Origin of the sequence: Aliibacillus thermotolerans, from assembly GCF_027853235.1 — a bacterium.
GTDB lineage: Bacteria > Bacillota > Bacilli > Bacillales > Marinococcaceae > Aliibacillus > Aliibacillus thermotolerans.
Window position 1 is genome coordinate 1 of the sequence record NZ_WKJG01000025.1, and the last position, 22565, is coordinate 22565.

The 22565-nt window shown below is 41.3% G+C and carries 25 protein-coding genes, 2 rRNA genes and 2 other annotated features; all 27 genes read left to right on the forward strand.

All coding sequences use genetic code 11. The features are described 5' to 3' along the window. Positions 1–125 (forward strand): 23S ribosomal RNA (locus GJS40_RS02300); the annotation flags it as partial. Positions 126–212: 87 nt separating this feature from the next. Next, a 5S ribosomal RNA gene (rrf, locus tag GJS40_RS02305) occupies positions 213–329 on the forward strand. 253 nt (positions 330–582) lie between these two features. Continuing rightward, complete coding sequence (locus tag GJS40_RS02310) at positions 583–1293, forward strand: MgtC/SapB family protein (RefSeq protein ID WP_270895829.1); 711 nt, start codon at positions 583–585, stop codon at positions 1291–1293. Between the two features lie 168 nt (positions 1294–1461). Continuing rightward, positions 1462–1926 carry a CtsR family transcriptional regulator gene (locus GJS40_RS02315; protein WP_270895831.1) on the forward strand — a complete coding sequence of 155 codons (465 nt, stop codon included), beginning with the start codon at positions 1462–1464 and terminating at the stop codon, positions 1924–1926. Positions 1927–1948: 22 nt separating this feature from the next. After that, positions 1949–2494: a UvrB/UvrC motif-containing protein gene (locus GJS40_RS02320; protein WP_270895833.1), complete on the forward strand. Its 546-nt coding sequence runs from the start codon at positions 1949–1951 to the stop codon at positions 2492–2494. A 2-nt stretch (positions 2495–2496) separates the two neighbouring features. Continuing rightward, positions 2497–3573: a protein arginine kinase gene (locus GJS40_RS02325; protein WP_270895835.1), complete on the forward strand. Its 1077-nt coding sequence runs from the start codon at positions 2497–2499 to the stop codon at positions 3571–3573. Between the two features lie 28 nt (positions 3574–3601). After that, positions 3602–6046, forward strand: coding sequence for an ATP-dependent protease ATP-binding subunit ClpC (gene clpC, locus GJS40_RS02330; protein ID WP_270895837.1), 2445 nt, complete (start codon positions 3602–3604; stop codon positions 6044–6046). 97 nt (positions 6047–6143) lie between these two features. Continuing rightward, the gene (gene radA, locus GJS40_RS02335; RefSeq protein ID WP_270895838.1) at positions 6144–7544 is read left to right on the forward strand and encodes a DNA repair protein RadA; all 1401 of its coding nucleotides are present in this window, start codon (positions 6144–6146) and stop codon (positions 7542–7544) included. 141 nt (positions 7545–7685) lie between these two features. Further along, the gene (locus GJS40_RS02340; RefSeq protein WP_270895839.1) at positions 7686–8777 is read left to right on the forward strand and encodes a PIN/TRAM domain-containing protein; all 1092 of its coding nucleotides are present in this window, start codon (positions 7686–7688) and stop codon (positions 8775–8777) included. 181 nt (positions 8778–8958) lie between these two features. Further along, positions 8959–9651, forward strand: coding sequence for a 2-C-methyl-D-erythritol 4-phosphate cytidylyltransferase (gene ispD / locus GJS40_RS02345; protein ID WP_270895840.1), 693 nt, complete (start codon positions 8959–8961; stop codon positions 9649–9651). Further along, positions 9648–10124, forward strand: coding sequence for a 2-C-methyl-D-erythritol 2,4-cyclodiphosphate synthase (gene ispF / locus GJS40_RS02350; RefSeq protein ID WP_270895842.1), 477 nt, complete (start codon positions 9648–9650; stop codon positions 10122–10124). The genes ispD and ispF overlap by 4 nt, the downstream gene beginning before the upstream one ends. A 117-nt stretch (positions 10125–10241) precedes the next feature. Beyond that, positions 10242–11705, forward strand: coding sequence for a glutamate--tRNA ligase (gene gltX, locus GJS40_RS02355; protein ID WP_270895844.1), 1464 nt, complete (start codon positions 10242–10244; stop codon positions 11703–11705). A 6-nt stretch (positions 11706–11711) separates the two neighbouring features. Beyond that, positions 11712–11937, forward strand: a binding site (T-box leader). A gap of 80 nt (positions 11938–12017) precedes the next feature. Next, on the forward strand, positions 12018–12686 hold the full coding sequence (cysE, locus tag GJS40_RS02360; protein ID WP_270895845.1) for a serine O-acetyltransferase: 669 nt from the start codon (positions 12018–12020) through the stop codon (positions 12684–12686). Then, on the forward strand, positions 12686–14089 hold the full coding sequence (gene cysS, locus GJS40_RS02365; RefSeq protein ID WP_270895847.1) for a cysteine--tRNA ligase: 1404 nt from the start codon (positions 12686–12688) through the stop codon (positions 14087–14089). Before cysE ends, cysS begins: the two co-directional genes overlap by 1 nt. Beyond that, on the forward strand, positions 14086–14508 hold the full coding sequence (locus GJS40_RS02370) for a Mini-ribonuclease 3 (protein ID WP_270895849.1): 423 nt from the start codon (positions 14086–14088) through the stop codon (positions 14506–14508). The genes cysS and GJS40_RS02370 overlap by 4 nt, the downstream gene beginning before the upstream one ends. Beyond that, on the forward strand, positions 14505–15254 hold the full coding sequence (gene rlmB, locus GJS40_RS02375) for a 23S rRNA (guanosine(2251)-2'-O)-methyltransferase RlmB (protein WP_270895851.1): 750 nt from the start codon (positions 14505–14507) through the stop codon (positions 15252–15254). The genes GJS40_RS02370 and rlmB overlap by 4 nt, the downstream gene beginning before the upstream one ends. 2 nt (positions 15255–15256) lie before the next feature. Further along, positions 15257–15769: an NYN domain-containing protein gene (locus tag GJS40_RS02380; protein WP_270895853.1), complete on the forward strand. Its 513-nt coding sequence runs from the start codon at positions 15257–15259 to the stop codon at positions 15767–15769. Between the two features lie 88 nt (positions 15770–15857). Beyond that, positions 15858–16508, forward strand: coding sequence for an RNA polymerase sporulation sigma factor SigH (sigH, locus tag GJS40_RS02385; RefSeq protein ID WP_270895855.1), 651 nt, complete (start codon positions 15858–15860; stop codon positions 16506–16508). Positions 16509–17449: 941 nt separating this feature from the next. Then, complete coding sequence (rpmG, locus tag GJS40_RS02390) at positions 17450–17599, forward strand: 50S ribosomal protein L33 (RefSeq protein WP_270895857.1); 150 nt, start codon at positions 17450–17452, stop codon at positions 17597–17599. 355 nt (positions 17600–17954) lie between these two features. After that, positions 17955–18149, forward strand: a complete 195-nt coding sequence (gene secE / locus GJS40_RS02395; RefSeq protein WP_270895859.1) for a preprotein translocase subunit SecE — start codon at positions 17955–17957, stop codon at positions 18147–18149. A gap of 69 nt (positions 18150–18218) precedes the next feature. After that, complete coding sequence (gene nusG, locus GJS40_RS02400; RefSeq protein ID WP_270895861.1) at positions 18219–18752, forward strand: transcription termination/antitermination protein NusG; 534 nt, start codon at positions 18219–18221, stop codon at positions 18750–18752. Positions 18753–18907: 155 nt separating this feature from the next. Then, positions 18908–19171 carry a transposase gene (locus GJS40_RS14480; RefSeq protein WP_333723858.1) on the forward strand — a complete coding sequence of 88 codons (264 nt, stop codon included), beginning with the start codon at positions 18908–18910 and terminating at the stop codon, positions 19169–19171. Beyond that, positions 19077–19898 carry an RNA-guided endonuclease InsQ/TnpB family protein gene (locus GJS40_RS02405; RefSeq protein WP_270895941.1) on the forward strand — a complete coding sequence of 274 codons (822 nt, stop codon included), beginning with the start codon at positions 19077–19079 and terminating at the stop codon, positions 19896–19898. The genes GJS40_RS14480 and GJS40_RS02405 overlap by 95 nt, the downstream gene beginning before the upstream one ends. Positions 19899–20104: 206 nt before the next feature. Next, positions 20105–20530, forward strand: coding sequence for a 50S ribosomal protein L11 (gene rplK / locus GJS40_RS02410; RefSeq protein ID WP_270895863.1), 426 nt, complete (start codon positions 20105–20107; stop codon positions 20528–20530). A 62-nt stretch (positions 20531–20592) separates the two neighbouring features. After that, positions 20593–21333, forward strand: coding sequence for a 50S ribosomal protein L1 (gene rplA, locus GJS40_RS02415; RefSeq protein ID WP_270895865.1), 741 nt, complete (start codon positions 20593–20595; stop codon positions 21331–21333). 48 nt (positions 21334–21381) lie between these two features. Beyond that, positions 21382–21537, forward strand: a sequence feature (ribosomal protein L10 leader region). A gap of 41 nt (positions 21538–21578) precedes the next feature. Continuing rightward, positions 21579–22079: a 50S ribosomal protein L10 gene (gene rplJ / locus GJS40_RS02420; protein ID WP_270895867.1), complete on the forward strand. Its 501-nt coding sequence runs from the start codon at positions 21579–21581 to the stop codon at positions 22077–22079. Positions 22080–22128: 49 nt separating this feature from the next. Beyond that, entirely contained in the window at positions 22129–22494 is a 366-nt protein-coding gene (gene rplL / locus GJS40_RS02425; protein ID WP_270895869.1) for a 50S ribosomal protein L7/L12, read from the forward strand. The last annotated feature ends 71 nt before the right edge of the window (positions 22495–22565 follow it).

Genomic DNA, 22565 nt, shown 5'->3' on the forward strand with positions numbered 1-22565 from the left:
GAGATTTCCCATCTGACATCTTGTCAGAGTAAGACCCCTTGAAGATGACGAGGTAGATAGGTCTGAGGTGGAAGCGTGGTGACACGTGAAGCTGACAGATACTAATCGGTCGAGGACTTATCCAAACAAAGATGAACGTCTCGCACTCGTAGTAGCGATTATCCAGTTTTGAAGGATTTCCACGCCAAGTGGAAGCGACAAATTCATACTTGTCCGGTGACCATAGCAAAGAGGACCCACCCGTTCCCATGCCGAACACGGAAGTTAAGCTCTTTAGCGCCGATGATAATGAAGGGGCGACCCTTTGTGAAAGTAGGACGTTGCCGGGCAATGAGAAAAACCGTCAGAATCAACACTCTGACGGTTTTTTTGTATATTTCTTCACACGAGAGTTATACTTGTCTTTGTAGTATCATAGCGCGTGTTTATTAACATATATTATAAGGAACGTTAATTTTTGAAAATCAGAAAATTTTTAGGAGGGTTTGTCCACCTAATGGATAAGCGTTTATATCATATTTACCTTTTCAAGGAGGAATGGTTGTGATGGCGCAGTAAATAAAAAATGAAAGGAGAGCATGTATGGATTTTTTTCAACTGAATGATGAAACCATTGTCATTATTACTCGAATATTAATTGCTGCTTCTTTAGCAGGACTTATAGGGATTGAGAGAGAATATAAACGTCATCCGGCAGGATTTCGAACACACTTACTAGTAGGAACCGCTTCATGTTTACTTATGTTACTTGCTTTATTTGGTTTTCAATCGTATTTAGCGGAAAACCAAGAAGTTGTTCGCTATGACCCTTCGCGACTTGCTTCTTACGTAGTAAGCGGCGTCGGTTTTTTAGGAGCTGGGACAATTATTGTTCAAGGTGTATCTGTGAAAGGCTTAACTACTGCTGCTTCGATTTGGGTGGTGGCAGCGATTGGTTTAGCAACCGGGGCGGGGATGTATTTTCCGGCGATTTTTACGACGATCATTGTATTGTTGAGCTTGTTCTTTTTAAATAATGTCGATCATTTTATTAAAAAGTCAATACAAAAAAACAAATTAGAAATTTATGTAAAAGCTGACACCTCTTCTTTAGCGAATATTATTGCAGTACTGGAAGAGCATCACATTAAAGTAAAGAGAATAAAAGGAATGCTGATGGAAGAAAAAGACAAAGAACAATATGCTTACATTATCCATATGAAACCTGGGAATTTGGACGCTTCCGCTCGGGTGAAGTTACAAGAAGAAATATTATCTTGTGAAGGAGTTATTTCTTTAGAAATGGAGTCATAATGACTTGTCTCTCTTCCTTTCCATGATTCGTTCATGGAAATTTTGGCTACACTAACAGTAGTATCGTTTTCTTGATAAATCGGGTCCATTATATTATATTTATAGTCAAAGATAGTCAAGGTCAAAATGATGACTGATACTATCACAAGGTGAAGGGAGGCACCTTGCATGAGAAATATTTCGGATGTGATAGAAAAATATTTAAAAGAAATTTTAATGCAAAGTGACAAGAACTTAATTGAAATTAAACGTAGTGAACTAGCGAAGCGGTTTGAATGCGTGCCGTCCCAAATTAATTATGTGATCAGTACTCGTTTTACGGCGGAAAAAGGGTATGTGGTGGAGAGCAAACGGGGTGGGGGCGGGTATATTCGCATTTCGCGAGTGAAAGTCGAAGATCATGCGGAATTAATTGATCAGCTGATGGACTTAATTAAAGAAGGAATTGACCAAGTAACAGCCGAAAGTATTATTATACGACTTTTTGAAGAAAAAGTGATTTCTAAACGAGAAGCGAAGTTGATGCTTTCTGTTATTGATAAGAAGACATTATCCTTTCGTTATGCAGAAGATCGTGATATGATTCGCGCAAGGCTTCTCCGGGCAATGCTTCAGAGTTTACGATACAAGTAAGGCTTCGGAGGGAGGAGATGCAATGATATGCGAAGAATGCCAAAAAAACGAAGCCACACTTCATTTTACAAAGATTATTAACGGTCAAAAGAAAGAGATGCATTTATGCGATGAATGTGCGAGGGATAAAGGAGAGCATTTACCGGGTTCTACTGGGTATTCCATTCATGAATTGTTATCGGGTTTATTGCATGGGGATCATCCTTTTGATCAACAAAGCTCTCATCCATCCAGTAGTTCGCGACGAAAACCTCTTGTATGTCCGGAATGCGGTTTATCCTATCAGCAATTTATCGATAAAGGGCGCTTTGGCTGTGTCCATTGTTATGAAAGTTTTTCTTTAAAACTGGATCCGATTTTTAGAAGAGTGCATGGAGGAAACGTCCGTCACCATGGGAAAGTACCGAAAAGAACTGGTGGCAAAATGCAAATGAAAAGACAGATTCAACAACTTCGAAACCAAATGGAAATGCACGTGGAAAAGGAAGAGTTTGAAGAAGCAGCAAAAATTCGTGATCAAATTCGCGAGCTTGAAATGAAAATGGAGAACAAGGAAGGAGGGGAGTAGTCATGTCGCTCGATCAATTTATTAATGAAGCGATCAGTCCATGGATGAAAAAAAACTGCAAGGAAGAGGACGACATCGTTTTAAGCACGCGGATTCGTCTAGCGCGAAACTTAGAAAACTTCCCTTTTCCGATAGCAGCTTCTGACCACTCTGCTTCCACACTTTTGCATTACGTTTCCAAAGTGTTGTCGGAACCGTATGATGAATCCATTGGAAAACTAGAGTTAATACAAATGAATGATTTGTCACCGAATGAAAAGCGAGTCTTAGTAGAAAAACATTTAATTAGTCCTCATCTGGCAGAAGAATCGAATTACGGGGCTGTCATGCTTAGTCAAGATGAGTCCATTAGCATTATGATTAATGAAGAAGATCACATTCGTTTGCAATGTTTGTTTTGTGGGTTTCAATTAAACGAAGGATTTGTCTTATCGAACGGTCTCGACGATTGGATTGAAGGAAAAGTAACATATGCTTTTGATGAAAAAAGAGGATACTTAACGAGTTGCCCGACGAATGTTGGAACGGGTCTTAGAGCTTCGGTCATGATGCATTTGCCGGCTCTCGTATTAACGAAACAGTTAAATAGCATCATACCTGCGATTAACCAAATAGGTTTAGTAGTTCGAGGCATTTACGGAGAAGGAAGCGAAGCATTAGGAAATATCTTTCAAATATCAAATCAAATGACGCTTGGTAAGTCAGAGCAAGACATCATTGAAGATTTACGGGGAGTCGTCATTCAGCTCATTCAACAAGAACGTTCTGCTCGTCAATCTCTTCTTTCGCATTCAAGAATTCAATTAGAAGATAAAATTTTCCGTTCGTACGGTTTATTGGCAAACAGCCGTATTATGGAATCAAAGGAAGCTGCCAATCGACTGTCCGATGTCAGACTAGGAATTGATTTGGATTTAATTCATGGAATTTCGGGTAATATCTTAAATGAACTCATGATCTTAACACAACCAGGATTTCTGCAACAATATGCAAAGAAAGCATTAACACCTGCGGAAAGAGACATTGAAAGGGCAAAATTAATTCGTGATAGATTGCATTTAGAAAAAGAAAATAAATAGAGAGTTATTTATTCGGAGGTGGACGGATATGATGTTTGGAAGGTTTACAGAACGAGCGCAAAAAGTATTAGCGTTAGCACAAGAAGAAGCAATTCGCCTTGGACATAACAATATAGGAACAGAACATATATTACTCGGACTTATTCGAGAAGGAGAAGGTATTGCTGCCAAAGCGTTGCAAGTATTGAACTTAGAACCTGATCAAATTCAAAAAGAAGTGGAAGCGCTCATCGGGACAGGTCAAGTCGGTTCGAAGACGATTCATTACACGCCACGGGCGAAAAAAGTGATTGAGCTATCGATGGATGAGGCGAGAAAACTAGGTCATTCCTACGTTGGAACAGAGCACATTTTGCTTGGACTGATTCGGGAAGGAGAGGGCGTTGCTGCGCGCGTCTTGAATAATTTAGGAGTGAGTTTGAACAAAGCCCGTCAACAAGTGTTACAGCTGCTTGGAAATCACGATTCTTCCGGCGCAAACAACCAACAAGCGGCAAGTTCTTCCAATGCCAGCACCCCTACGCTGGATAGTTTAGCGCGAGATTTAACAGCGGTCGCAAAAGAAGGGGCACTGGATCCGGTGATTGGTCGGAGTAAAGAAATTGAACGCGTCATTCAAGTATTAAGTCGTCGTACAAAGAATAATCCGGTATTAATCGGAGAGCCGGGAGTTGGGAAAACAGCTGTAGCAGAAGGGCTAGCCCAAGCGATAATTTCCAATGAAGTTCCTGAAACCCTTCGCAATAAACGAGTAATGACTTTGGATATGGGAACGGTCGTTGCGGGCACGAAATATCGTGGAGAATTTGAAGATCGGTTGAAAAAAGTGATGGATGAAATTCGGCAAGCGGGCAATGTTATTTTGTTTATTGATGAGTTGCACACATTGATTGGAGCCGGGGGAGCAGAAGGCGCCATTGACGCATCCAATATTTTAAAACCTTCCCTTGCTAGAGGAGAATTACAATGTATCGGTGCAACAACGCTCGATGAGTATCGTAAATATATTGAAAAAGATGCAGCGCTTGAACGTCGTTTTCAACCAATAAAAGTAGACGAACCAACGATTGAAGAATCCATTCAAATTCTTGAAGGATTACGCGATCGGTATGAAGCACATCATCGCGTGAAGATTACGGATGAAGCGATTGAAGACGCGGTTAAATTGTCTGATCGCTATATTTCAGACCGCTTCTTACCGGATAAAGCGATTGATTTAATTGATGAAGCCGGTTCAAAAGTACGTTTGCGTTCATACACCGCCCCGCCTAATTTAAAAGAATTAGAGCAGAAACTAGAAGAAACACGGAAGGAAAAAGATGCGGCAGTACAAAGCCAAGAATTTGAAAAGGCAGCGTCCTTGCGCGATACAGAGCAACATCTACGGGAAGAGTTAGAAAAGATGAAAAATGAATGGAAAGAAAAGCAAGGAACAGAGAATACGGAAGTGACTTCAGAAGATATTGCACAGGTGGTGGCAAGCTGGACAGGAATTCCGGTATCGAAACTTGCTGAAGAAGAAACAGATCGATTACTCAAGATGGAAGAAATATTACACAGTCGCGTAGTAGGACAGGAAGAAGCGGTAAAAGCAATCTCAAAAGCGGTTCGCCGGGCGCGAGCAGGGCTGAAAGATCCGAAACGTCCAATCGGCTCCTTCATCTTTTTAGGACCGACCGGGGTTGGAAAAACTGAATTAGCACGAGCGGTTTCCGAAACGTTGTTTGGAGATGAAGATTCCGTCATTCGGATTGATATGTCAGAGTATATGGAAAAGCATGCAACAAGTCGTTTGGTTGGTTCCCCTCCTGGGTACGTTGGATATGAAGAGGGCGGACAGTTAACGGAAAAAGTACGTCAAAAACCGTATTCAGTTATTCTCTTGGATGAAATTGAAAAAGCACATCCAGAAGTGTTTAATATTTTGCTTCAAGTGCTAGAAGATGGGTTTTTAACAGACTCAAAAGGACGTCGTGTTGACTTCCGTAATACAGCCATTATTATGACTTCCAACGTCGGTGCGAACCTGTTAAATCGTAGCAGATATGTCGGTTTTACCACTCAAGACGAAGAGGAAAAATTTGAAGATATGCGAGATAAAGTGATGGGAGAGTTGAAAAATACTTTCCGCCCGGAATTTTTAAACCGAGTGGATGAAATTATTGTCTTCCATAGTCTTGAGAAGAAGCATATTAAAGAAATCGTTCTCTTAATGATTAAAGAGTTGCAAAAACGTCTGGAAGAACAAGGAGTAAAGGTAGAATTGACAGAAGCTGCTATTGATAAAATTGCGGAGGAAGGATATGACCCAGAGTACGGTGCCCGCCCGTTACGCCGCGCGCTCCAGAAACAAGTGGAAGACCGACTGTCTGAAGAACTATTGCGTGGTACGCTCCAAAAAGGAGATACAGCTGTCATTGATGTGAAAAATGATGAGTATACTGTACAAACAAAATCCGGAGCGACAACGTAACGAATGTACGTAAAAAACGACTAATGATCCGGGAGAAATAGTGACCATTTCCCCGGATCTTTTTACAGTTATTTTTTATAGGGAAGGAGGAGAAAGGGTGGCAAAACAGAAAACAAAGTTTGTTTGTCAAGAATGCGGGTACGAGTCTCATAAGTGGATGGGTCGTTGTCCAGGTTGTCAAGAATGGAATACATTAGTGGAAGAGTTTGAAGCCCCTTCACCTAAAAAAGGAACGCGGAATCATACTTGGTCAGGGACGACCACGGTTTCCTTTCCTGAACCGATCACATCAGTAACGAGCACAAAAGAAGAACGAATAGATACAACGTTGCCCGAGTTCAATCGCGTCCTCGGTGGTGGGATTGTGCCCGGCTCCCTCGTTTTGGTCGGAGGAGACCCGGGAATTGGAAAATCCACCTTATTGCTTCAAATATCATCGCTACTTGCCAACCAAGGAAATAAAGTGTTGTATATTTCCGGGGAAGAATCGGTAAAACAAACGAAATTGCGCGCAGATCGACTCGGGGTATCGGCGGAGAAACTATATGTCTTTGCTGAGACGAACATGGAGCTGATTGAAAAAGCGATCGATCAAGTAGCCCCTACCTTAGTGATTATTGATTCCATTCAAACGGTTCATGATCCAAACATTACATCCGCACCAGGTAGTGTAGCTCAAGTGAGAGAATCAACTGCTTTACTGATGAAGTATGCCAAAACGAGAAACATTGCTATTTTTGTCGTCGGTCATGTGACGAAACAAGGTGCCATTGCGGGTCCAAAATTGTTAGAACATATGGTGGATTCGGTTCTTTATTTTGAAGGAGAAAGACATCATACTTACCGCATTTTGCGAGCAGTAAAAAATCGTTTTGGATCCACAAATGAAATTGGTATATTTGAAATGAGAGAAAAAGGTCTTGCAGAAGTAAAAAATCCATCAGAAATTTTTTTAGAAGATCGTACGGAAGGAAGCTCCGGATCCATTGTGGTTGCTTCGTTGGAAGGAACCCGGCCCGTATTAGTTGAAGTGCAAGCGCTCATTGCTCCATCAAGTTATGCCAATCCCCGTCGTACTGCAACAGGAATAGACCACAATCGCATTGCTCTTTTAATGGCTGTATTAGAAAAACGAATAGGAATGCTTCTTCAAAATCAAGACGCTTATTTAAATGTAGCAGGAGGCGTCAAACTAGATGAGCCTGCCATTGATTTAGGATTAGCCATTTGTATTGCCTCCAGTTATCGTAATCATACGACTTATCCGGGCGATGTCGTCATTGGAGAAGTTGGTTTAACGGGAGAAGTCCGTCGAGTCTCTCGCATTGAAGAACGAATTCAAGAAGCCGCAAAATTAGGATTTAAACGCGCCATTGTTCCAGCGAAAAATGTGGAAGGTTGGAAACCCCCAGAAGAAATGGAAGTAATTGGGGTATCTACATTAGAAGAAGCATTAGATTATGCACTCATTGATAGCTCTTCTGCCTGGTATCGTTAATCTCATCTAGGTTACAATCTCCCTTCGATTCTGTAACATCCACCTTAAAAGAAAGAGATGATAGTATACTTTTCATTACATTTGGAAGAAGGTTTGAAAAAAATTTTATTGCCTATACTGGTGAAAGGAGGTGTTCGTATCGTGTTGAAATGGAGTATGCAATTATTTTTTATTCTAGCCGGTGCAACGTTAGGGTTTATTTTCATACCAGAACTTATTTCATTATTAAATTATTCATCTGTTCCGCATTGGCTAGGCAATCCGTATGTTGGTGGCTTAATTGGTGCATTCATCTTGTTTTTAGCAACGTTTTGGCTCGTAGGCCATCTCGTTCGTGGAATGAGAATGCTAGAAGAAATTATTGTGAAAGCGCCAGTGACAGACGTTTTATTTGGCACCCTTGGACTCGTATTTGGACTCGTTGTTGCTTACTTAATCGGCATTCCTTTAAATACGGTTGATTTTCCGGTGATTAGTTCTGTTCTTCCTATTTTCATTACTTTCTTTTTAGGTTATTTTGGTTTTCAGATTGGTTTTAAAAAACGGGACGAATTAATGAGTTTGTTACCTGCTAGCCGAGGCTCATTAAAGAAAAAAGAAGCAGAAGTCCCTTCTTCTCCGCAGCCGAAAATAAAAATATTAGATACAAGTGTTATTATCGATGGGCGCATCGCTGATATTTGTCGTACCGGATTCATTGAAGGAACACTCGTTATACCGGGATTCGTGTTAGAAGAGTTACAGCATATTGCCGATTCTTCAGACGTTTTGAAAAGAAATCGAGGGCGTCGGGGGTTAGATATTTTAAATCGAATTCAAAAAGAATTGCCCATTGCAGTGGAAATTTATGAAGGAGACTTTGAAGAAATTCAAGAGGTAGATAGCAAGCTTGTCAAACTGGCAAAAGTGAAAAACGGAATCGTCGTTACGAACGATTTTAATTTAAATAAAGTATGTGATTTGCAAGGAGTGGAGGTTTTAAATATTAATGATCTTGCCAACGCGGTGAAACCGGTTGTTCTCCCTGGAGAAGAAATGGAAGTTCACGTCATTAAAGACGGAAAAGAACAAAACCAAGGAATTGCTTATTTAGATGATGGTACAATGATCGTCGTCGAAGGTGGCAGAGAGTATATCGGCAAAACAATCGGAGTAATCGTGACAAGCGTGTTACAAACTAGTGCAGGTCGGATGATATTTGCAAAACCGAAAATGATGGAAAAAGCGCTATAATTTATTCTTTTATCCCCTAATTGAAGAGACCAACTCTTACAATTAGGGGTTTTCTTCATAACAGTAGTCGACTCCAAAACGGTATCGTTCATGAAAATATGTTTGATTATTGATGAAGAAAGCTTTCAAGTGTATGATAAATAAGGATAATGGAAAGTTCGGGTAGAGACGGAGAGGTATTATGAAATATGACGTCATTATTCCTGCTGCTGGACAAGGAAGTCGGATGAAAGCCGGCTACAACAAACAGTTTATTAAACTAGACGACCGTCCGCTGATCGTACACACTGTGGCGGTTTTTGAAGAAGATCCTTGGTGTGAACGGGTCATCCTCGTTGCGAATGAAAAAGAGTGTGACGCGATGTCTGCTCTGATGAAAGAATGGCAAATGATGAAAGTGAGAGCGATCGTTCCTGGTGGAAAAGAGAGACAGGATAGCGTGTTGGAAGGATTAAAACGTGCCGAGGCAGCAATTGTTCTCATTCATGATGGAGCAAGACCCTTTGTTGCCAAGGAATCGATTCACGAGCTTGTTCGTACAGCAGCGGATAAAGGCAGCGCTGTGCTTGCTGTTCCGGTAAAAGATACGATTAAAGAAGTGAACAATGGTTTTATTACGAATACTCCCGAGCGCACGGCATTGTGGGCAGCACAAACACCGCAAGCGTTCCAAAAAGATTTGATTGTAAAAGCGTATGAAAAAGCTACTAGTGAGCAGTTTAGAGGAACCGATGATGCCAGTCTTGTCGAAAAATGTGGAAAAAAAGTACATATTGTGGAAGGATCGGATGAAAATATAAAGTTAACGACCCCGCTAGACATTGATATTGCCCACATGATTCTCAAGAAACGAAAAAAAGGAGAAAAGTCATGAGAATAGGACACGGATATGACGTACATCAATTTAGCGAAAATCGCCCCCTCATTGTAGGAGGGGTCCGTATACCTTATAAAAAAGGATTATTGGGTCATTCCGATGCGGATGTATTGTTGCATGCAGTGACCGATGCCTTACTCGGCGCGATCGGAAAAGGAGATATCGGCACACATTTTCCTGACACCGATCCAACCTTTAAAGATGCAAATTCTCTTCAGTTATTAAAAAAAGTGTATGAACTTGTGAAAAATGAAGGGTATCAAATAGGAAATGTCGATGCCACTGTGTTGGCGGAAAAGCCAAAAATGAAGCCATACATTCCCGAAATGAAAAAACATATTGCAAACGCATTAGAAGCTGTGGAGACGCAAGTGAATGTGAAAGCAACGACTTCCGAAAAGCTCGGTTTTGTGGGAAAGGAAGAAGGAATGGCAGCCCACGCCGTCGTGTTGCTGAAACGAAAAGCGTAGAAAGCCGTTTAGCCGCGACAAGCGATGGAGGAGCGGTGCAAGAAGCCGCTCATTGGCTTCTTCAGCGCCCTGAAAGCTAGACAGAAATAAGGAACGATGATAGAAAGGAGAACAATCATGAATAAAGAAGTAAGAGTGCGTTTTGCTCCAAGTCCAACCGGACACCTACACATTGGTGGGGCTCGTTCGGCTCTTTTTAACTATTTATTTGCGAAAAGTCAAGGCGGAAAATTTATTGTTAGAATTGAAGATACCGATCAAGCCCGTAACGTTTCAGATGCCACAGAAAAGTTAATGAATAGTTTAAAATGGCTCGGCATTGAATGGGATGAAAGTGTCGATATTGGTGGCCCGTATGCTCCGTATCAAAGTATGGAACGATTATCGATTTATGAAAAATATTTACAAGAACTATTGGATAGCGGAAAGGCATATTATGACTACATGACGGAAGAAGAACTGCAAAAAGAAAGGGAAGAACAACTGGCTCGCGGAGAAGCGCCGAAGTACAGTGGGCGCGATCGGGATTTAACTGAAGAACAACGCCAAGCATATGAAGCGCAAGGGTTAAAACCGGTAGTCCGTTTCCGCGTCCCGGAAGGAGAGCAGATCGTCATTGAAGATGCTGTTCGCGGAAAAGTCACCTTTGAAACTGATGATATTGGAGACTTTGTCATTGCACGACGAGACGGTATTCCAACATATAATTTTGCCGTAGTCGTAGACGATCATTTAATGAAAATTTCTCACGTTATTCGTGGGGAAGAGCATCTCTCCAATACTCCCCGTCAAGCCCTCGTTTATGAAGCCTTTGGCTGGGAAAAACCGGTATTTGCCCATGCTTCGCTTATTTTAAATGAAGATCGTCAAAAGATGAGTAAGCGTGACGAATCGATTATTCAATTTGTCGAACAGTATAAAGAATTAGGCTACTTACCGGAAGCCATTGTAAACTTCCTTGCGCTTCTCGGTTGGTCGCCAGGAGGAGAAGAAGAAATTTTTTCATTGAAAGAATTGGAAGAGCAATTTAGCTTGGAACGAGTCTCAAAAGCACCAGCTATTTTTGATACGGATAAATTAGCATGGATGAACAACCAATACGTAAAACAAGCAGATTTGGATCGTTTAACAAAATTAGCGATTCCGCATTTACAAAAAGCAGGAAAGTTACCGGAAGAATTAGATGACGAACAATATGAATGGACGAAAAAGCTCGTCGGAATTTATCAAGAACAGATGCATTACGCTGCAGAAATTGTGGAGCTTACTTCCTTGTTCTTTAAAAGAGAAATAACGTATAATGAAGAAGCAAAAGAAGTTCTTCAAGCGGAAGGCGCAAAAGAAGTTCTCACGCAATTTATGGAAGAAATGCAAGCGGTGAACGAGTTTACCCCGGCAGAAATTAAAAGTGCGACGAAACGAACCCAGAAAGCAACGGGACAAAAAGGTAAGAATTTGTTTATGCCAATTCGAGTCGCTACCACAGGGGAAACTCGCGGCCCGGAATTGCCTGTGGCGATTTCCTTATTAGGAAAAGAAGTAGCGATGGCCCGTTTAGAGAAAGCGGTCCAAGAACAATAAAATAGATCCAAAGCGTTGAAGGGAAAAAGTAAGAATGTGTACCTTGCACAGAGAAAATCACAGTTGCTGAAAGTGATTTCAAGGGCGCACTCTGAAAATGCCTCCCGGAGTCTCTTGCTGAAATGAGTAGGCAAGGGCGGTAGTCTGACCGTTATCATGAGAAAGGGAAAGTTCCTTAGGAAATACGAAGGATCTTTAAACAGAGTGGAACCGCGTGGGAAGCGTCTCTGTGCAATGACATGCACATCGAGACGCTTTTTTATGTAAATACGGACATTTCATTTATTGCAAAAGGAGAAGAGGAGGGACATTATGTGGAAGACAATTAAAAATGACATCGACGTTGTATTTGATAGGGACCCTGCGGCCAGAAGTCGTCTGGAAGTAGTGCTCACATATTCCGGGGTACACGCCGTTTGGATGCATCGCATTGCCCATTGGTTTTGGAAAAAAAAGCTCTACTTTATTGCCCGTTTTATTTCCCAAGTGAGTCGTTTTTTGACTGGAATAGAAATTCATCCCGGAGCAACGATTGGGCAGAGACTGTTCATCGACCATGGCATGGGTGTTGTCATTGGAGAAACTTGTGAAATAGGAGATAATGTCACCATTTATCAAGGGGTGACATTAGGAGGAACGGGAAAAGAGAAAGGGAAGCGACATCCGACCATTGAAGACAATGTTCTGATTGCGAGTGGAGCAAAAATTCTAGGCTCGATGACCATTGGTGAAAACTCAAGAATCGGCGCAGGTTCGGTCGTTTTAAAAGAAGTACCAAAAAACTCGACGGTTGTCGGAATCCCCGGAAAAGTGGTCGTTCAAGATGGAATGAAGGTAAAACATGACGATTTAGATCATCATATTCTCCCAGACCCGGTACAAGATAAATTTTTAGAACTAGAAAAAGAAATTAAACAACTGCGGGAAGAGTTGGAAGCCTATAAACAAAAGGATGTGCTCGTAAGAAAGGGTGATGAATGATGGCAATCATGGTATATAACACGCTTACTAGAAAAAAAGAAGAGCTGATTCCAATCGAAGAAGGAAAAATAAAAATGTATGTATGCGGTCCAACGGTATACAACAAAATTCATATTGGCAATGCGCGCCCGGCGATTGTGTTTGATATGGTGCGTCGTTATTTAGAGTACCGAGGATATGAAGTGCAATTTGTCTCTAACTTTACCGATGTCGATGATAAAATTATTAAAGCAGCACGGGAATTAGGGGAAGACGTAAAGGCACTGGCAGAACGTTATATTCAAGCATATTTTAAAGATACGGAAGCACTGGGAGTAAAAAAGGCAGATATGCATCCACGTGTGACAGAGACGATGCCGGAGATTATTGAGTTTATCAAAAAATTGATCGAGAAAGGATACGCTTATGAAGCGGATGGAGACGTCTATTTTTCCACGCGTCAATTTAAAGATTATGGAAAATTATCGTCACAATCTATTCAAGATTTGCAATTAGGTGCGCGCATTGAAGTTGGGGAAAAGAAAAAAGAACCTTTGGACTTTACTTTGTGGAAACAAGCGAAAGAAGGGGAAATTTCTTGGGATAGCCCGTGGGGAAAAGGTCGACCGGGCTGGCATATTGAATGTTCCGCCATGGTAAAAAAATATCTAGGGGAGACGATTGATATCCACGCAGGTGGGCAAGATTTAACATTTCCTCACCATGAAAATGAGATTGCTCAATCGGAAGCATTAACCGGGAAAAAGATGGCAAACTATTGGTTGCACAATGGCTATATTCAAGTGAATAATGAAAAAATGTCCAAATCACTTGGCAATTTCATTCTCGTGGAAGACATTATTGAAAGACATCGCCCGGAAGTAGTACGCTTTTTTATCCTGCAATCCCATTACCGCAGCCCGCTTAATTTCGATGAAGAATCTCTTCAAAGCGCAGCACACGGACTCGACCGCATTCAATCCACAACTGAAAATTTAAAATATCGTCTCGATCAGAGCGCTGATCTTGGTGAGAAAGCCGATTGGTTGGATCGCATCGCTCGTTATAAGACACAATTTATCGAAGCGATGGACGATGACTTTAATAGCGCAAATGGGATTACTGCATTATTTGAACTCGTAAAATGTGCGAACCAGTATTTACGAGAAAAACAGTCTTCAAAACAAGTATTAGAAGCTTTTCTTGCCCTTATTCATGAAATGGGGGACGTGTTGCACATCCCAGTAGAGAAAAAACGAGAAGTACTCAGCGAAGAGATTGAAAAATTGATTGCAGAAAGAAACGAAGCACGAAAAAATCGTGATTTTGCCCGGGCAGATGAAATTCGGGATATGTTAAAAGCAGAAGGTATTATTTTAGAGGATACGGCTCAAGGAACGCGTTGGAAGAGGGAAGAAGCATGATATATAAAGCGACTGACAAACAAGTAGACGCAAAACAATTAAACGCCCTTGCCCTCGCTTACATGGGAGATACAGTCTACGACTTGTATGTTCGTCATTATTTATTAGCGCACCGATATGTTCGCCCCAATGAATTACACGAACGAGCGTCTACTTACGTGTCGGCAAAAGCACAAGCGGCCGTCTTACAATCCCTCCTATCAGAAAATAGACTGACGGAAGAAGAGAAAGCGGTGGCGAAACGGGGAAGAAATGCAAAATCCGGTTCGCTGCCAAAAAATACGGATCATCATACGTATCGTTATAGTACCGCATTGGAAGCGTTAATTGGTTACACGTATTTACTGGAACGAACGAAACGTCTTGACGAACTAATGATGTTTGCGATTGCACATAAAGAGAGGAAGGAAGAAGGATGAAAGAAGAATGGATTTTTGGGAAAAATCCAATCACAGAAGCTTTGCGATCCAATCGTTCCATTCATAAAATTTGGATTGCTGACGGGACGAAGAAAAGTCATGTCCAAGAAATTGTACAACGGGCGAAGGAAAAGAACATTACCCTTTTATATTCACCCCGAAAAAAGTTAGACGAACTAGCACAAACAACTCGCCATCAAGGCGTTGTTGCTGTCGTTAGCGCTTATGAATACAAGGAGTTAGACGATTTATTTGCCCTCGCTACGGAACGGCGAGAAGATCCTTTTTTCGTCTTGCTTGATGAAATTTCCGACCCCCACAATCTTGGTTCCATTTTGCGTACGGCAGAAGCAAGTGGTGTACATGGCGTTATTATCCCGAAGCGTCGTTCCGCTGGTTTAACGCAAGTAGTCGCAAAAGCATCCGCGGGAGCGATAGAGTACGTCCCTGTTGTTCGGGTAACGAATATGGCAAGAACAATTGATGCCTTGAAAAAACAAGGCTTGTGGATTGTTGGCACGGATATGGAAACTCGGGATGACTTTCGTACGTTAGATAGTGACATGCCCATTGGTCTTGTCATTGGAAACGAAGGGAAAGGGATGAGCCGTCTCGTAAAGGAAAAGTGTGATTTGTTGGTTAAAATCCCCATGAATGGGAGAGTGTCTTCCCTCAATGCTTCTGTAGCAGCGGGTTTACTCATGTATGAAATCTATCGAAAACGTTCACCATTGGGACGTGCGTAGCGATGAAAGATATTCTTCTTGTGGACGGCTATAATATTATCGGTGATTGGCCCGAATTTAAATCTCTTCGTGAAAAACATCTCGATCAAGCGCGGGATTTATTAATTGAAAAAATGGCAGAATATCAAGCGTTTAAAGGATGGGAAGTCAAGATTATTTTCGATGCTCATATGGTTCCAGGACTCGGAAAAAATTACAATAATCATCTTGTCGAAATTATATATACACGGGAAAATGAAACTGCGGATGAGAGAATTGAGAAGCTCGTACGGGAATTAAAAAATGTAGAAACGAGAGTCCATGTGGCCACATCGGATTATGCAGAACAGCGCATTATTTTTGGGAGCGGAGGACTAAGAAAATCGGCCAGGGAGCTTCGGTTGGAAATGGAAGCAGTAGAGCGAAATATTACTGATGAACTAAAAAATCATCAAAAACCACGAAAAATGACGAATTTTACCCTTACAAAAGAAATGGCTGAAATTTTTGACAAATGGCGTCGAGGCGATGGTTGAGCGGTTGACGCCTCCATTCACGGTACTATATAATGTGGTTATTCCGTATTACTATATTCATACAATCAGCGAGGGCGGGGGGATTGTATTGAGCTTACACCTCAAAGAGAAGAAACATCATTACGATACTGGACATGCAGAAGACGAAGAACTCGTAGAACAAATCCGGTTGGGAGATCACAGCGCATTAGAATATTTAATGAATAAGTACAAAAGTTTTGTCCGAGCAAAATCAAGATCTTATTTTCTCATTGGCGGAGATTACGAAGACATCGTTCAAGAAGGCATGATTGGTTTGTATAAGGCTATTCGTGATTATAAAGGAGACAAGCTTTCTTCGTTTCGAGCTTTTGCGGAATTGTGTATTACGAGACAAATTATTACTGCTATTAAGACTGCGACGCGTCAAAAACATTTACCCCTTAATTCATATGTATCGCTGGATAAGCCAATTTATGATGAAGATTCTGAAAGAACATTGCTAGATGTATTATGCGGTTCAAAAATGAGTGATCCGGAAGAATTATATATTAATCGAGAAGAATTTGATGATATTGAGATGAAAATTCAAGAGATTTTGAGTGATTTAGAACAGAAAGTATTAATGTTATACTTAGACGGTCGGACGTATCAAGAGATATCGACCGAATTGAACCGTCACGTAAAATCAATTGATAACGCGCTTCAACGAGTGAAGCGGAAACTAGAAAGACATGTCAAAGTACTCCACTTTAGTTAAGTGCAAAGTGGGATGGAATCATATAAATTATTGTATCATTCTATTGATGTTTGAAATGGCATCTTTACTTTCAGAATCTTTCAAAAAGAAAACGATTACATTGATAAGTGTCGTTTCGCATCGTGGCTAACATTCTTCTTTCATTCATCTTCGTATTTATGCGGAAGAAATACTTCGTAGAGCTGATTGTGGGATATGGTAACGCGGTATTCCTTATTATGGAAGTGCCGTCATGTCGCAGATGGAGACGTTTTTCGCTCACTTCCGAGCGGAAACGTCTCCCCATCTAACGAATCGTTATATAGATGAAACTCACCACGCGTTGCTCTTTTTTCACATATATTTTGACTGAGCGCTCAATTGAATAAGCGTTCCATCAACTCGCATCCAGCGAGTTTTTCTCGTGCGCCTGGCATGGGTGTAATCTATAGGGTGAGAGTCCCGAGCCACGAAGGCAGAAGTAGTGGTTAGCTTAACGCAAGGGTGTCCGTGGCGACGCGGAATCTGAAGGAAGCGGGCGGCAAACTTCCGGTCCGAGGAACACGAACTTCATACAAGGCTAGGTATCATTGGATGAGTTTGCAAGACAAAACAAAGTCCTTTCTGCCAAAGGTGATACAGAGTAAATGAAGCGGATAGATGGAAGGAAAGACGACATTCTTATCCATTCCGTAAAAGACCTCTTGGAGGGTGGAGTGACTGCTGGCATAAGAAGATAAGCTATTCACGGAAGGAAGTCTTGCGTTACCCATCTTAATTGAACCGCCGTATACGCGAACCGTACGTACGGTGGTGTGAGATGACGGAGGTTAATCACCTCCTCCTACTTGATTTTCTACAAGACAAATTGACACGGTTTTTTCCTTATGGTAAAGTGAAGGACACGTTAGGTGTTTAATTTCAAAGTAGAAGTGGTAAGCTTCAGCTAGAGGAGGAACTCGATGCGGGCAAAAGTTGTCCTTGCTTGTACGAAATGTGCATCACGCAATTATACAACTGAAAAAAGGAAAGACGTCAAGGCAGACCGCATGGAGATGAAGAAGTTTTGTAAATATTGTAACGAACATACTCTTCATCGAGAAACAAAATAAGCGGCTGTTTTTTTATGTTATGAAAAGCAGAGACGACTGGTTAGGTGTGCTAGATGTTGAAAGATCTGCTCTAACCTGACTTTCGCAGTTAGTAAAAGTATCTTCACCCGAGCACCTGAGAGTGAAGTTAGACAGAAAGACGGAGAAAAACGATTAGGCGCTTTTGACTTCTGAATTACTCAAGATGACAAAAACGCACTCGGTCGTTTAGGCAGAAAGGAAAGATTCGCCATGTAACTCGGCGGGCGGGTAAGCCGAGTTTTTCTAATGAAAAATTAATAGAAAAGTCAATGAAAAAGATGATAGCGCTTGGTAAAATGAGAGAAGTTGATATGTATGGCATGGAGGTGGCAGTGTGGCGGAAGGAACAAAAAATCCGGTCAAATTTCTTCGGGATGTAGCGAAAGAAATGAAACGGGTCTCGTGGCCGAAACGAGATGAATTGATAAAATACACGATTGTCGTTATTTTAACTGTTTTATTCTTTACTATTTTCTTTGCGCTCGTTGATTTAGGATTGTCAGAGCTTGTTCGTATCTTTTTGGACTAACGTGCTGCAGGAATATATGTGACGATAGAACCCAACAAGGAGGAGGGAAGGACGTATTTGTCCGTATGAATGGAAAAGAACTGGTTTGTCGTACATACGTATTCCGGTTATGAAAACAAAGTAAAAACAAATTTGGAAAAACGGGTAGAGTCGATGGAAATGAGCGATAAAATTTTCCGAGTGCTCGTACCCGTGGAAGAAGAAACAGAAGTAAAAAATGGGAAAAGTAAAGCGGTAACGCGGAAAGTGTTTCCGGGATATGTTCTTGTAGAAATGATTATGACCGATGATTCCTGGTATGTGGTTCGAAATACTCCCGGGGTGACCGGGTTTGTCGGATCGTCAGGAGCAGGTTCTAAACCTACCCCACTTTTGCCGGAAGAAGTAGATCGGATTTTAAAACAAATGGGTGAACAAGATGTAGTGACCGAGGTGGATTTTGAATTGAAGGAATCTGTCAAGGTAAAAGAAGGTCCATTTGCGGATTTTACCGGAACCATCGAAGAAATAAATGTAGAAAAACAAAAAGTAAAAGTACATGTCAATATGTTTGGAAGAGAAACACCAGTGGAGCTGGAGTTTCATCAAGTAGAAAAAATTTAGGACAAAGCGACGGATTCATCTCCTCATTTCAATGAGGAGATGAATCCGTCGCCTTCTTTGAGTTACCCCATACCATATGTAACTATGATAATAGTTGTTAATATTGATAATATGTATCTTTAAATATATACTATATGTATGAATAAAAATCTAAAATCACCCATGCTGGAACTTGTGTTTATAACGTCAATTATCACATTGTATGGTCGGTGAAATATCGAAGAAAGGTTCTCGATCATGAAATTGAGCAGTATTTAAAAACACTTTTTCAAGAAATCGCTGAAGTTTTAAAAGAGAAATATCGTATTCAAAACAAGTTTTCCTATTCCAAAACATATCAAAATCACGAAAGTCAAAACAGTAGAAGTGAAGCCTGTAACAGAAAAAGAATACAAAATTATCCTCGCACAAGAATATGAAGATGTGCCAATAAAACAGAATAGTGTGAAATATATGTCCGTTGATATAGGGATTACCAATGCGCTCACTTGTTATGACTACAAAGGGAATTCACATATTATTTCTGGTAGACAATGGCTGTCTGTGGAACGGTATTTTCACAAGAAAATAGCGCATTTTCAAGCTATTTCTGACGCTCAGCAAGTCGCCAAAGGTGTGAAATATCCAAAGAAGTCAAAACGAGTGTTGCAATTATATCGTAAAAGGAAAGCACAAACGTTTCACCTTTTACACTGCATGACGAAAAAGGTAATTGACCTTGCCGTAAGACAAGGGGTAGAAACCATTGTCATAGGGGATATAACAGGTATACGTAAGAATGTTCAGCTCGGTAAGAAAACGAATCAAAAGTTTCATCAGTTACCTTTCGTGAAAATCATCCAAATGTTGACGTATAAGGCAGAAGAACAAGGGATTTCTGTTGCTCGAATGTCCAAAGAATACACATCACAAACCTGTTCTATGTGCAAGCCTTATCCATCCAAAAAGTTTGCGAAAAAATCTAATCGTAAACATCGTGGTTTGTATGTGTGTGACGATTGTCAACGTGTGATTAATGCTGATGTTAACGGTGCAATGAACATCGGCAAAAAGTATCTGAAAGAGATAGGCTCCCTATCTCAATCAGTAGTGGTGTTGGACACGCCGACAGTGTATACGTTTAACAGACAACAGTTCGTAGCGTAGAACTGGAAGCTCGTCATTTCAATGACGAGTAGTTCACATCAATTTTTAATGATATCTACTGGAATTATGACTTGAAGTTCAGGAGACGAAGTGATAAGATTTTAATGTTCAGTAGATGACTGTTATAGTCATTGAGAGGTTTCTCTCTCAAGAGTGGGAGGACAAATGTCCGACAAACCACATCACGGACGAAGGAGGTGTGTCGCGTGGCTAAAAAAGTCGAGACTGTTGTAAAATTACAAATTCCTGCGGGGAAAGCGAATCCAGCACCACCTGTTGGACCGGCTTTAGGACAAGCAGGTATTAACATCATGGGATTTTGTAAAGAATTTAACGCTCGTACGTCCGATCAAGCAGGAATGATTATTCCTGTGGAGATCACGGTATACGAAGACCGTTCTTTTGATTTTATTACGAAAACGCCACCTGCTGCCGTATTGCTAAAAGAAGCAGCTGGTATTAAAAGCGGATCTGGTGAACCCAACCGTAATAAAGTAGCAACGGTAAAACGAGACAAAGTACGCGAAATCGCTGAGACGAAAATGGAAGACTTAAATGCAGCAGACGTTGAAGCGGCGATGCGTATGGTTGAAGGTACCGCACGTAGCATGGGAATTACCGTTGAAGACTAATGTGACTGTGTTTGATTGAAAGGCTGCGTGTCCGTTGAAGGATGTGTGCGCAGCCTTTTCAAGTGGGAGGTTTGACCGATAAAACCACAACTAGGGAGGAAATGAAATTGGCTAAAAGAGGGAAAAAATACGAAGACACGATCAAACTTGTTGATCGAAAGCAACAATATAGCGCGGAAGAAGCGCTTGAACTTGTAAAGAAAACGTCTACTGCTTCTTTTGATGAAACGGTAGAAATTGCTTTGCGCTTAGGCGTCGATCCACGGAAAAACGACCAGCAAATTCGCGGAGCAGTCGTACTTCCGCACGGAACAGGAAAAACGAAGCGCGTGCTTGTATTTGCGAAAGGTGAAAAAGCACAAGAAGCGGAAGCCGCCGGCGCTGATTTTGTCGGGGAAGAAGATCTTGTCGCAAAAGTACAAGAAGGTTGGCTCGACTTTGACGTCGTTGTCGCTACTCCTGACATGATGGCACAAGTGGGACGACTTGGAAAAATCCTCGGTCCGAAAGGAATGATGCCAAACCCGAAAACCGGAACAGTGACAATGGACATTAAAAAAGCAGTGGAAGAAATTAAAGCAGGGAAAGTAGAGTACCGGCTTGATAAAGCGGGAAATATTCATGCGCCACTTGGAAAAGTTTCTTTTGAAACATCCCAACTTGTTGAAAACTTCAACACGATTGTTGATGCCGTGTTAAAAGCAAAGCCTGCCGCTGCTAAAGGGAAGTTCATGAAAAATGTCACCGTTTCTTCTACGATGGGTCCTGGCATAAAAGTAGACGTTTCTCAATTTAGTGCGTAAAAATTGTTTGACGAAGTTCCAACAAGTCGTTATAATAAGAGCGTCTTTCATAAAATAAATCATTTACCGCAGACAGCAGGTGCCTTTACGGCTTAATTTCCTGCCGAGGTAGTTTTCGGATAAAGCTCATGGGATGCCATGGGTCTCTTGTGACGAGAACAGAACCTTCATGTCTGCGTGCATGAAGGTTCTTTTTTATTATCCTTGATGCGGTATGTACGAGAAGAAGACAGGAGGTGTAACAAGTGAGCAAAGTGATTGAGCAAAAAGAACAAGTCGTACAAGAAATCGCGGAAAAGCTGGACAACAGTATTTCGACGATTGTTGTAGACTACCGCGGACTTAATGTCGCGGAAGCAACAGAACTTAGAAAGCAACTTCGCGAAGCCGGCGTGGACTTTAAAGTGTACAAAAACACAATGATTCGTCGTGCGACAGAAAAAGTGAATTTGTCGGATATCGATGAATACCTTGTTGGTCCAACAGCGATTGCAACAAGCACAGAAGATGTCGTTGCTCCGGCGAAGGTATTAAATAACTTTGCGAAAGAACATGAAAATCTTGTTATTAAAACAGGTGTCATTGAAGGTCGAGTAGCGTCCCTCGACGAAATTAAGGAACTTGCTTCCTTACCTTCTCACGACGGATTGGTTTCTATGCTTCTTAGTGTATTGCAAGCGCCGATTAGAAACTTTGCCCTTGCGACCAAAGCGGTGGCTGACCAGAAGGAAGAAGCGGCTGAATAAGGTAAAACGAATGTACGGATATCCAATATTTTTTTAAGGAGGATTTACAATGAGTAAAGAGCAAATTATTGATGCGATTAAAGAAATGTCTGTTCTTGAGTTAAATGAACTTGTAAAAGCAATTGAAGAAGAATTTGGAGTAACAGCAGCTGCTCCAGTAGCGGTAGCTGGCGGTGCAGGAGGCGCTGAAGCAGCGGAAGAGCAATCTGAATTTGATGTTGTTCTTGCAGAAGTTGGCGGCTCTAAAATTAACGTGATTAAAGCCGTTCGTGAAATCACAGGTCTCGGCTTGAAAGAAGCGAAAGCTCTCGTAGACGGTGCGCCTGAAACAATTAAAGAAGGCGTTGCGAAAGAAGAAGCAGAAGAAATGAAAGGTAAGCTTGAAGAAGCTGGTGCCAAAGTAGAACTTAAATAGTTGACAAAGCGGATGTCCTAAAAGGTCCATATCACCTTTTAGGGCACCTTTTTTTACAAGACAAAGGTTTG